We start from the raw sequence: 11,548 nt of genomic DNA on the forward strand, positions 1-11,548 counted from the left end.
GCCAGGAAAGGGTTCCGACCCCAGCCGCCGCGGGCGGTTCATCCACGCAACGCAGGGATTCACCGACCATACGGTGACGGGCGTGCACATGTCGCCCATCGCGGCCATGATAGGGGGGTGCGGGTCCCCCTCCCCGCGAACGATGCCTACGTCATGTCCACGACTTCCGCTGCTTCGATCCGCGAAGAAATCGCCAGCGCCCTGACCCACGGCCTCGGTGCCGTGTTCGCGCTGGGTGCCGGCGCGGTGCTGATCACCCTGGCCGCCATCTACAGCGATGGCTGGCAGCTGGCCGGCGCCATCGTGTTCGGCATCGCGCTGCTGCTGCTGTACACCGCCTCCACCCTCTACCACGCCATCCAGCACCCGGTCGCCAAGGGGCGGCTCAAGGTGTTCGACCACTGCGCGATCTACGTGCTGATCGCCGGCACTTACACCCCATTCACCCTGATCGGCCTGCGTGGCCCGTGGGGCTGGGGCCTGTTCGCCGCGATCTGGACCCTGGCCCTGGCCGGCGTGGTGTTCAAGCTGTTCTACACCGGCCGTTTCAAGCGCCTGTCCACCGCCATCTACGTGGCCATGGGCTGGCTGGTGATCGTGGCGGTCAAGCCGATGCTGGCCTCGATCGACGGCTGGACGCTGGGTTGGCTGCTGGCCGGCGGCCTGTCGTACACGCTGGGTACTTATTTCTACCACCGCGAATCGATCCCCTATTCGCATGCCATCTGGCACCTGTTCGTGATCGGTGGCAGCGTCTGCCACTTCGTCGCGGTCACCATGCAGGTGCTGTAGCAGCTGCCCGCGCGCGGCGTGTGCACGCCACGCACATGGACGCTTCGCGCCCCGTCGACGATGAGGGGGCAACCATGGCAGCGTGAATGCTGCCGCCTCCCCTGCTGCAAGGCGCACGCCTCGCTGGCGCCTCCGCCGCCCTGGCCCGCGAGGCCAGCGCTGGCTGGCCCTGCTCACCTTCCTGCTGGCCGCGCTGCTGGTACTGATCGCGCTGTGGGACTGGAACTGGTTCAAGGGCCCGGTCGAGCGCGCAGTGCAGGCCCGTACCGGCCGTGCGCTGCACATCGGTCGCCTGGATGTCGACCTCGGCCGTACCAGTACGATCCGGGCCGATGCGATCACCTTCGCCAATGCAGGCTGGGCGGAACAACCGAACATGGCCAGTGCCGACCGCGTCGAGATCGACGTGCGGGTCTGGCCCCTGCTGCGCGGCAGCCTGCAGCTGCCCGAAGTGCGCCTGACCCGGCCGGACGTGCTGCTGCAAACCGCCCCTCGCAAGGGCGAACCAGGCAATTGGGATTTCCTCGGTGACAGCGCTGGCGGCACCAGCCCCCAGCTCAAACGGCTGCGCATCGATGACGGTCGCCTGCAGTTCCTCGATGCGCTCGGCCGCACCGATATCCGCGTGGACGTGCACAGTGGCAAGCCAAAGCAGGCAGACGCCGCGCCACCGCTGCTGGTTCAGGGCAAGGGACACTGGCAGGGCAACCCATTCACCTTGCGCGGTGGCACCGAATCACCACTGGAGCTGACCGACAGCAACCACCCGTTCCGCATCCACCTCGACGGCCGCGCCGGCGCCACCCACGCCGTCGCCAGCGGCACACTGACCAATCCCTTCCAGCTGCGTGTGTTCGACCTGCAGTTCGCACTCAGCGGCCAGGATCTGGCCGACCTCTACCCATTGCTCGGCATCGCCATTCCGCCGTCCCCTCCCTACGCGTTGAACGGCCGCCTCAAGCGTGACCACAACGTCTGGCGCTACGACGCCTTCACCGGCAAGGTCGGCGACAGCGACCTTGGTGGCAACCTGCAGTTCGAAGTGGGCGGAGCACGTCCGCGGCTGACCGCTACGCTGGAATCCAAGCGCCTGGATTTCGACGATCTGGCCGGTTTTGTCGGCGCCCCACCAAAGACTGGTGGCGGTGAAACGGCGAACGCGGAACAGAAGGCAGAGGCTGCGCGCATCTCCGCAAGCGCGCGGGTATTGCCCGATACCCCCTACAACCTCGGCAAGCTGCGTGCGATGGATGCCGACGTGCGCTGGAAGGCCCACCGCATCAACGCGCCCTCGTTGCCGCTTGACGACATGGATGCACACCTGCTGCTGGATGACGGCGTGCTGCGGCTGGACCCGCTGAACTTCGGCGTCGCCGGCGGCGATATCCGCAGCACGATCCGCATGGACGCGCGCCACCCGCAGATCAGCACCGCACTGAAGGCCAGCGTGCGCGGCGTGCAGCTGGGCCAGCTGTTCCCGGACGCGAAACTGGCCGAGCAGGCCAAGGGCGGCATCGGCGGCGAAGTGGACCTGAGTGGCCGTGGCAATTCGATCGCCGCGATGCTCGGCAGCAGCAGCGGCAAGGTCGGCCTGGCGATGGGCCGCGGCCATGTCGGCAACCTGGTGATGGAGCTGGCCGGCCTGGACATCACCGAGTCGCTGAAATTCCTGGTGACCGGCGACAAGCAGATCCCCCTGCGCTGCGCCTTCGCCGACTTCGGCGTGCGCGACGGCCTGATGACCAGCCAGGCGCTGGCGGTGGATACCACCGACACGATCCTCATCGGCGAAGGCACGGTCAGCCTGCGCGACGAGACCCTGGACCTGCTGCTGAAGCCGCGCCCGAAGGACAAGAGCATCCTGGTGCTGCGCTCGCCGCTGCACATCGCCGGCACCTTCAAGGACCCGTCATTCCGCCCGGACTTCAAAGCATTGGGCATCCGCGGCGCGGTGGCCCTGGCACTGGGCAGCATCGCCCCGCCGGCGGCATTGCTGGCGACCATCGAGCTGGGGCCGGGCAAGGATGCCGACTGCGGTGGGCAGTATGCGAAGTAGAAGCGGGTGTTCGCGGCGCCTCGTTTTTCCGCGCGTAGAGCCGGAGCAAGGCCACAGGCAGGACACGCCGTAAATACGTCCCTGTAGGCTCGGTCGGCGCATCCATGCGCCTCACGGTCCTGCCTGCCGCTACCAAAGGCAGTCCACCGACGCTGCAACCCACCGCACCCGTGGGACGTGTCCAGAGGCTGAGGGCATGGGCGTGCAGGACCGTTGGCGCCATGGGCCCGAGGCATGCCTCGGGCGGGTTGGGTACGACGCCCAACCCCGGTCTTGCCGTGTGCGCAGGACAACGCACACGAGCAAGGCGCCATCGAGCCTACAGGGGTGTACTTGGGGCGTGTCCCCCGCATCAGGAAGGCGCTGCTTTGGCTTTGGCTTTGGCTTTGGCTTTGGCTTTGAGCTTCGAAAAGCGGGCCGGCGGGCCGCAGGCCCGCCAGCAACACCTCACCCCGCCACGATGTACTGCTGCAGCTGGTCCAGCTCCTTCCGCTGCGCATCGATCACCGACTTCACCAGGTCACCGATGGAGATCACCCCCAGCACCTGAGCACCCTCGACCACCGGCAGGTGGCGGATGCGGTAGTCGGTCACCAGTTGCAGGCAGTGCTCCACCTTCTCGCCCGGCGACACGGTCACCACCTGCGCCGTCATGATCTCCTCCACCGAGGTATCGCGCGACGAACGATCACGCAGCACGATCTTGCGCGCGTAATCACGCTCGGACAGGATCCCGACCAGCCGCGGCCCGTCCATCACCAGCACCGCACCGATGCCCTTCTCCGCCATCAACCGGATCGCATCGATCACCGCCGCGTCCGGCGCGACCGCATGTACTTCAGGAGACTTGCCGTCCAACAGTTGCCGTACCGTCGTCATCTGCCTGCCCTCCGAGGGTGGGTTGCAGGGCCGAGTCTGCCACGGCGGATGCTAGCCACGCGTCAACCAGATACAACGGCCGCTGCTTGGACTCCTCGTACAGCCGTCCCAGGTACTCACCCATCAAGCCCAGCGCGATCAGCTGCACCCCGCCCAGGAACAGGATCACCGCCATCATCGTCGGCCAACCCGCCACCCGGTCGCCATACAACGCCGCCTTCACGATCACCCACAGGCCGAACACGAAAGCGACCGCTGCGGTTGCCAGGCCCAGATAGGTGGCGGCCCGCAGCGGCACGGTCGAGAATCCGGTGATGCCTTCGAGGGCGAAATTCCACAGCCGCCACAGGCTGAATTTACTGGTGCCGGCCACGCGCGCGTGGCGGTGATAGGGCACGGCGATCCGCTTGAAGCCTACCCAGCTGAAAAGCCCCTTCATGAAACGGTGGCGCTCACGCATCCCGCGCAGGGCGCTCAGTGCGCGCGGCGACAACAGGCGGAAGTCCCCGGTATCGGCCGGAATCGGCGTCCGCGACAGGCGGCCCATCACCCGATAGAACATCGCTGCCGTGGCGCGCTTGATCCAGGACTCGCCATCGCGGGCCATGCGCGTGCCGTACACGTTGTCATGGCCCTCGCGCCAGCACGCAACGAACTGCGGCACCAGCTCCGGCGGGTCCTGGCCGTCGGCATCGAGGATCATCGCCGCCCCCTCGTGCACCAGATCCAGGCCTGCGGTCAGCGCCGCCTCCTTGCCGAAGTTGCGCGACAGCTTCAGCGCCGAGACGCGCGCATCGGCCTGGGCCAGCCCCGCGATCACCTCCCATGTGCGGTCATGACTGCCGTCATCCACATAGAGGATGTGGCCGTCGATGTCGGGCATGTCGTCCAGCACCGCGCACAGCCGTGGATGCAGCAGCGGCAGTGCCAGGGCCTCGTTGTAGGCGGCGATGACGAAAGTAAGGCGTTCGCGGTTCATGCCCGGATTGTACGTTGCCTGCAGGCGCATGGCCCGCCGCCTCGAGGGCATCTGCCCTCAATCTTCCGACAGGTATGACGCGCCACCCAGCTGGCGTGCCTGGCGCTGGATCCATGCCGCGCGCCGCTGCACATACGGCCCTGGTTTTGCCGCGTTGTAGCGCCTCGGTGCCGGCAGTACCGCCGCCAGTCGCGCGCTCTCGGCCGGACTCAGCCGGGCCGCGTCCTTGCCCCAGAATTTCTGGGCTGCCGCCTGCGCGCCGTATACACCATCACCGAACTCGGCGATGTTGGCGTACATCTCCAGGATCCGCTCCTTCGGCCACAGCGCCTCGATCAGCACCGTGTACCAGACTTCCAGGCCCTTGCGGACCCAGCTGCGGCCCTGCCACAGGAACAGGTTCTTGGCCACCTGCTGGCTGATCGTGCTGGCACCGCGCAGGCGTCCGCCCCTGGCGTTGTGGTCGCGGGCCTTTTCGATGGCCTGCAGATCGAAGCCGTTGTGATCCGGGAAGCGCTGGTCCTCGGCCGCCACCAGCGAGATCGGCAGGCTCGGCGCCATCTGCTCGATGTCGCGCCATTGGTAATGCAGCCGATAGGACCAGTCGGCCTCGCCCAGCGCCTCGCCATAGCGCCACAGCATCACCGTGGACACCGGCGGATCGATGAACCGCAGCACCAGCACCTGCAGGCAGCTGAAGGCGGCCAGCAGCACCGGCAGCCACAGCAGCCGCTTCCAGCGCCGCCGGCGCGGGGCGGCCACCACCGCCTCTACCTTGTGCTGCTCTCCCACTGCCCCCATTACTGGTGCATCCTTCTTCTGTCTGGTTGTCGGCGCATTATCCGGCAACCGCCCCCGTTTACGCGCGATGTGAGCCGATGACCGCCAACTCCGATTCCCTGATCCGTTTCCTGCTTCCCGACGCCGGCGTCCGCGGCGTGCATGTGCACCTGCAGGCCACCTGGCAGGAAATCCTGTCCCACGCCGCGTACCCGGACGCCGCTGCCGAGCTGCTCGGCGAGGCCTGCGTCGCCTCCGCACTGTTCACCGGCCACACCAAGATCGATGGCCGCCTGTCAGTGCAGCTGCGCAGCAGCACTGCCCTGCGCACCCTGTTCGCCGAGTGCACCGCCGGCGGCACCCTGCGCGGCATCGCCCAGCTCAGCGAAGGCACCGACGCGCCGCGTGACCTGTCCAGCCTCGGTGATGACGCCATCCTCGCCATCACCATTGAAAATCCCGGCCTGGATCCGCGCGAGCCGCAGCGCTACCAGAGCCTGGTGGCGCTGGGCGCACCGGAACTGGACGAGGCCTTCGAGGACTATTTCCGCCAGTCCGAGCAGCTGCCGACCCGCCTGCTGCTGGCCGCCGACCGCAGCGGTGCCGCGGGCCTGCTGCTGCAGAAGCTGCCGGGCGACGAAGGCGACGAGGACGGCTGGGCCCGCGCCAGCGCCCTGTTCGAGACCCTGGGCAAGGCGGAACTGCTGGCCACCCCGGCCGAGCAGCTGCTGCACCGCCTGTTCCACGAAGAGCGGCCGGAACTGCTGGGCGGCAAGCCGCTGTCCTTTGCCTGCTCCTGCTCGCGCGAGCGGGTTGCCGGCATGCTGCAGTCGCTGGGGGAAGAGGAGGCCCGTGCGGCTGCCGAGGACACCGGCGCCGTCGAAGTCCGTTGCGAATTCTGCGGGCGCGAGTATCACTTTCCATTGACGGAGTTCGGCATACTGTTCCACGGCGCCCAGGGGGCTGTACCGGCGCCTGAACGACTTCAGTAAACGGCAGTCTTGTACCTGGGGAGGATCAAGGCTTGTTAAGAATTCATAAACACCCTAGGATCAGGTTCCCGTCCCCGCGGGAACTTCCGTTGTCCGTCCCTGTCTGAACTGGTCCGATGCGTACCTACCTGCGTCTACCGCTGGCCCTGCTGATCGCCCTTGGCGCGATCACGGGCGTGCATGCGCAGAGCAAGGACACGCGCACCGTGCTGCCGGTATGGAACAAGGGCAGCGGCAAGGTCGAGGCGCTGCTGTACCTGGAACCGACTGGCGAACAGGCCGCCGGCGCCCGCTGGCATTTCGGCCGCAATTCGCTGGACGCGGCCTTTGGCCTCTCCTCAGGCGATTCGCTCGGCCTGCTCTGCAACAGCAGCAGCGGGACCAGCATCAGCGGACTGGCCAGTCATTGCATGCTGGCCAGCCTGGGCGACGAGGACGATCTGAACAGCCGCCGTTTCAGCGGTACCGCCGCACTGAACCGTGGCAACAGCCGCCTGGGCATCACCGCCGGCAGCGGCCGTGAAACCCTTCCCGCCTGGTTGTCCGGCCCGAACAAGACGCCCTCGCTGCGTGCCGAGCAGAACGATCTGACCGTGTTCGCGCAGAAGAACATCGGTCGCGAAGGCTTCGTCTCCATTGCCGGTACCTACGCCAAGGCGCGTCTGGTTCCGCTGGCCGATGCCTCGCCAGCCATCGTCGATCGCTGGGACAGCAAGAGCCTGAGCATCGGCGCCGGTTACGGCAACTTCACCGGCAGCATCATCGGCCGCGTGGTCGACGTCCCGGGCAAGCCCGGCAAGTGGGAAGGCCTGGGCATCGGCCTGACCTGGCGTACTCCGTGGTCCGGCCAGCTCACCGTCGGTGCCGAGAATGTGATCAGCCGCGGCAAGAATCCGTTCTCCCCGCGCAACGAAAGCAACGACGACGGCACCGTGCCGTATGTGCGTTACGAACAGGATCTCTGATCCCGCACGCAGGTTCAGTAGCGATGTTCCCAAGGGCGCCGAAGGGCGCCCTTCGCATGTGTGCGCCTGCCACGCACCGGCAGATGGATAACGCTATTGGGATATGAAACCGAACACATCGACATAGTGCGATACATATCAGTCGAAACTTTTTCCATCATCCTGCGTTAACAATCGAGGCAGGAACGCATATCCATACCATCAACCTATTGATTGGCATGGATAAAGCGCATTTTTACCAAAATCACAGACTTGATTAACACAGCTTTAATTCTTGGCGAACGCCCGTTACTATCGGGTCAGCCTCGCGATTTGGGAGCGCTTTTTCGCTCCCCCGCCGGGCATTAACCCCAGCCAAGATTTCTTGGAGAGAGAGAGCCAATGAAACTCAAGTCAAGCCAGCTGCGTGACGCAGTTGTGATCGCGCTTGTCGCCGGTGCCACCACCGCGACGGCCCACGCCCAGGAAGCCACCAACCTCGACCGTATCGAGGTCACCGGTTCGCGCATCCGTCAGGTCGATACCGAAACCGCACAGCCCGTCCTGAGCATCAGCCGCGCTTCGATCGAGAAGAGCGGCTTCAAGACCGTGGCCGACGTCCTGCAGAACATCTCTGCCGCCGGCAGCCCGGCCATCAGCCGTTCCGAGCCGCTGTCCTCCGGTGAAGCCGTCGGTGGCTTCTACATCGACCTGCGCAACCTCGGTGCCGAGCGCACCCTGGTGCTGGTCGACGGCAAGCGCCTCGGCGCCAGCGTCAGCGGCCTGCAGGACGTGTCGCAGATCCCGTCGGCCATCGTCGAGCGCATCGACGTGCTGAAGGACGGCGCGTCGTCGATCTACGGCTCCGACGCGATCGCCGGCGTGATCAACATCATCACCCGCAAGAACTTCCAGGGCCTGGAAGCCAACGCCTACGTCGGCCAGTACGGCGAAGGCGACGGCCAGAAGACCAGCTACGACTTCGTGGCCGGCTTCACCGGTGACCGTGGCTCGATCACCATCGGCGCCGAATACGCCGAAGAAAAGGAAGTGTGGGCCAAGGACCGCTGGTTCAGCCGTTATCCGCGCACCACCTTCCACCCGGCCCAGAACTGGAGCCCGGTCAGCCAGTGGGGCACCATCATCGATCCGGATACCGATGACTGGCTGGTGCTGAACCGTGGTGGCGACTACCGCGACGTCAACCAGTACCACGACCAGGACTTCGCCGGCATCACCGGTGACACCAGCAACTCCAATACGCAGATGCACCTGCTGACGCCGACCAAGCGTCGCTCGGTGTTCGCCAACGTTCAGTACGACCTGACCGACAACGTCCGTTTCGTCTCCGACCTGCTTTACACCCGTCGTGAGTCGCAGGCCCAGGTCGCAGGCTATCCGCTGCAGACCGCCTCGTATGAGCGCCTGGGTGCCACGTGGGATGCCGACAGCTACTACAACCCCTTCGGCAAGGACATGGGCTTCATGCGCCGTGGCTGGGAAGTGCCGCGCCTGTCGACCAACAAGCTGACCACCTTCCGCTTCACCGGCGCCCTGCAGGGCAGCTTCCAGTTCAATGACAAGTACTTCGACTGGGAAGCGGGCTACATCTACCAGAACTCTGAGAACCAGCAGAGCCAGACCGGCAACTACAACGTGCTGGCGGTCAATGCCGCCACCGGTCCGTCGTTCTACAACCCGGCCACCGGCCGCGTCGAGTGCGGCACGGCTGCAGGCCTGGTCGACGGCTCCAATCCGATCTATGGCCCGGGCGCCGGCGGCTGCCTGCCGTGGAACCCGGCCATTCCGTATGGCCGTACCGGTGACGGTGGCCTGACCGGCAACCCGGACCTGCAGCAGTTCCTGTTCCCGACCACCAAGAACACCGGTGAAGTCACCACCAAGACCTACTACGCGAACATCGCCGGCAGCCTGTTCACCCTGCCCGCCGGCGACCTGGGCTTCGCGCTGGGTTACGAGTACCGCGAAGACAAGGGTTCGTACAATCCGGACGCCCTGTCGCAGACCGGCTACTCGACCGACCTGGCCGCCGGCCCGACCGGTGGCGGCTACGACGTCAACGAAGTGTACCTGGAGCTGAATGTTCCGATCCTGGCCGACCTGCCGGGTGCCAAGGAACTGAGCTTCAACGCCGCGACGCGCTATTCGAAGTACAGCACCTTCGGCAACACCACCAACAACAAGTTCGGCCTGAAGTGGAAGCCGATCGACCAGCTGCTGGTGCGTGCGACCTACGCCGAAGGCTTCCGTGCGCCGACCATCGACAATCTGTACGGTGGCAGCTCGCAGACCTTCGCGTACTTCACCGATCCGTGCGACACCTCGTTCGGCTCCACCGATCAGCCGGGCGTCGCCGCCCGGTGTGCCGCGGCCATCGGCCCGACCGCCAGCACCTTCCGCCAGCTGCGCCAGGGCTATGTGCCGGCCAGCGGTCCGGATGAGCAGACGCCGGATCCGTTCAATGCCGTCTCCAATCCGGACCTGACCCCGGAGAAGTCGAAGTCCAAGACGGTCGGCCTGGTGTGGAGCCCGACCTTCGCCCAGGGCCTGAACATGAGCCTGGACTGGTGGAACATCAAGATCACCAACACCATCGTCACCGACAGCCCGGATGACCAGCTGAACGACTGCTACGTGCTTGGCATCGCCGAGCGCTGCAACTCGTTCACCCGTGACCCGAACCGTCACAACGTGATCAACCTGACCTACGCACCGCGTAATGCCGGTTACCAGGAAACTGAAGGCTTCGACTTCGACGTGGCCTACCGCTTCGAGACCGACAGCTGGGGTACCTTCAACGCCAACCTGCAGAACAGCTACGTCACCAAGAACGTGCTGAAGACCACCAACGCGCAGCAGGTGCCGGTGTCGATCCTCAACGGCTTCGGCAGCAACTTCCGCCTGCGTTCGAACCTGGTGCTGGGCTGGGAGCGTGGCGACTGGGGCGTGACCTGGGGCACCCGTTACTTCTCCAGCGTCAAGGAGCGCTGCTATTACAGCGACGAGTGCAGCCTGCCGGACTTCGGTTCGCCGGATCCGGTGCGCGACCAGCCGATGAACAAGCGTGGTTCGACCATGTTCCACGACGTCCAGGTCTCCTGGAACGCCCCGTGGAATGCAACCATCGCCGTGGGTGCGCGTAACGTGTTCGATCATTACGGCCCGCAGATGTACTCGGCGCCGAACTCGCAGTACTCCTACTACGGTGGCTACGACATCGGTCGCTTCATGTACATGCAGTACAAGCAGAAGTTCTGATCGGCAGTCTGATCAGCTGATGCAGCAACGGCCCCGCAAGGGGCCGTTGTTCTTTGTGGTGCATGGAAGCACGCTGGCCCGCGCGCGAAAAAAAGCCGCGGCATCGCCGCGGCCTTCCTTCAGCATCATTCCCGGGCACTCATCCGTTCGGGATCAGCGTCTCGATCAGATGCTCGACGTACGCTTCGAAATCCTCGCGTGCCTGCTTGGGCTGCTGCAGCTGCAACGACAACTGCAGGAAGCCGACGTAGGCAGCGTAGGCCAGCCGCGCACGATGGCGTGCGTCGGTCGAGCTGAGGCCGGCCTGGCGGAACGAGGCGACCAGATAATCAAGGCGTCGCTGCGAGACGCGGTCGATCACCGGCCGCACCATTGGATGATCCAGTGCCTTGAGCAGCTCGCTGTAGATGATGTGCGGCTGCACTTCATGCGCCACCATCTGGAACAGCTGGCGCAGGCGCACGCGCGGATCCGGTACGTCTTCCAGGCTGCCGAACACCTGTTCCTGTTCGAACAGTTCCCAGCGTTCCAGCGCCGCCTGCAGCAATGCATCGCGCGAAGGGAAATGCCAGTAGAAACTTCCCTTGGTGACACCCAGTCGCCGTGCCAGCGGCTCCACCGCGACGGCGCCGACACCTTGTTCAGCAATCAGATCGAGGGCCGCCTGGGCCCAGTCTTCGGCACTCAGGCGGCTGTTGCGGCCGGCGCGCGGTTCGCCGGCGGAAGCGTCAGGTTGATTCATGGACTGATTTAACCATACGCCGGGGTTCGTTGCAGTACGCGGTTGCGGTCGAAAGCGTCGCAGGACCCTGAGGAGGGTCCATTCAGGCGCCTTCCGCAGCGCACC

9 protein-coding genes are annotated in these 11,548 nt (G+C 65.5%); 5 read left to right on the forward strand and 4 right to left on the reverse strand.

Features of this window, described 5'->3' with window-relative positions; all coding sequences use genetic code 11:
• Positions 1-153 precede the first annotated feature (153 nt).
• A complete protein-coding gene (locus tag V3B30_RS14485; RefSeq protein ID WP_262082855.1) occupies positions 154-792 on the forward strand; it encodes a hemolysin III family protein in 639 nt (212 codons plus the stop codon).
• A gap of 82 nt (positions 793-874) precedes the next feature.
• Entirely contained in the window at positions 875-2,848 is a 1,974-nt protein-coding gene (locus V3B30_RS14490; RefSeq protein WP_262082856.1) for an AsmA family protein, read from the forward strand.
• Positions 2,849-3,295: 447 nt separating this feature from the next.
• Here V3B30_RS14490 and V3B30_RS14495 read toward each other — a convergent pair whose 3' ends face one another.
• Genes V3B30_RS14495 through mtgA form a run of 3 tightly spaced genes read right to left on the reverse strand, consistent with a single transcriptional unit; the run spans position 3,296 to position 5,507 of the window.
• Positions 3,296-3,727, reverse strand: a complete 432-nt coding sequence (locus V3B30_RS14495; protein ID WP_100473629.1) for a CBS domain-containing protein — start codon at positions 3,725-3,727, stop codon at positions 3,296-3,298.
• Complete coding sequence (locus V3B30_RS14500) at positions 3,687-4,706, reverse strand: glycosyltransferase family 2 protein (RefSeq protein WP_262082921.1); 1,020 nt, start codon at positions 4,704-4,706, stop codon at positions 3,687-3,689. The genes V3B30_RS14495 and V3B30_RS14500 overlap by 41 nt, the downstream gene beginning before the upstream one ends.
• 57 nt (positions 4,707-4,763) lie before the next feature.
• Positions 4,764-5,507 (reverse strand): monofunctional biosynthetic peptidoglycan transglycosylase, encoded by a 744-nt coding sequence (mtgA, locus tag V3B30_RS14505; protein ID WP_262082857.1) that lies wholly within the window; start codon positions 5,505-5,507, stop codon positions 4,764-4,766.
• A 77-nt stretch (positions 5,508-5,584) separates the two neighbouring features.
• On the opposite strand from mtgA, the gene V3B30_RS14510 reads away from it, so the two are divergent.
• From V3B30_RS14510 to V3B30_RS14520, 3 genes are all read left to right on the forward strand, one after another.
• Positions 5,585-6,478 carry an Hsp33 family molecular chaperone HslO gene (locus V3B30_RS14510; RefSeq protein ID WP_262082858.1) on the forward strand — a complete coding sequence of 298 codons (894 nt, stop codon included), beginning with the start codon at positions 5,585-5,587 and terminating at the stop codon, positions 6,476-6,478.
• 116 nt (positions 6,479-6,594) lie between these two features.
• Positions 6,595-7,443 carry a hypothetical protein gene (locus tag V3B30_RS14515; protein ID WP_100473632.1) on the forward strand — a complete coding sequence of 283 codons (849 nt, stop codon included), beginning with the start codon at positions 6,595-6,597 and terminating at the stop codon, positions 7,441-7,443.
• Positions 7,444-7,824: 381 nt separating this feature from the next.
• Complete coding sequence (locus V3B30_RS14520) at positions 7,825-10,701, forward strand: TonB-dependent receptor (protein WP_262082859.1); 2,877 nt, start codon at positions 7,825-7,827, stop codon at positions 10,699-10,701.
• 139 nt (positions 10,702-10,840) lie between these two features.
• Here V3B30_RS14520 and V3B30_RS14525 read toward each other — a convergent pair whose 3' ends face one another.
• Complete coding sequence (locus V3B30_RS14525; protein WP_005418411.1) at positions 10,841-11,443, reverse strand: TetR/AcrR family transcriptional regulator; 603 nt, start codon at positions 11,441-11,443, stop codon at positions 10,841-10,843.
• Between the last annotated feature and the right edge of the window lie 105 nt (positions 11,444-11,548).

Source organism: Stenotrophomonas sp. SMYL41 (assembly GCF_036319965.1).
GTDB classification, from domain to species: Bacteria; Pseudomonadota; Gammaproteobacteria; order Xanthomonadales; family Xanthomonadaceae; genus Stenotrophomonas; species Stenotrophomonas maltophilia_R.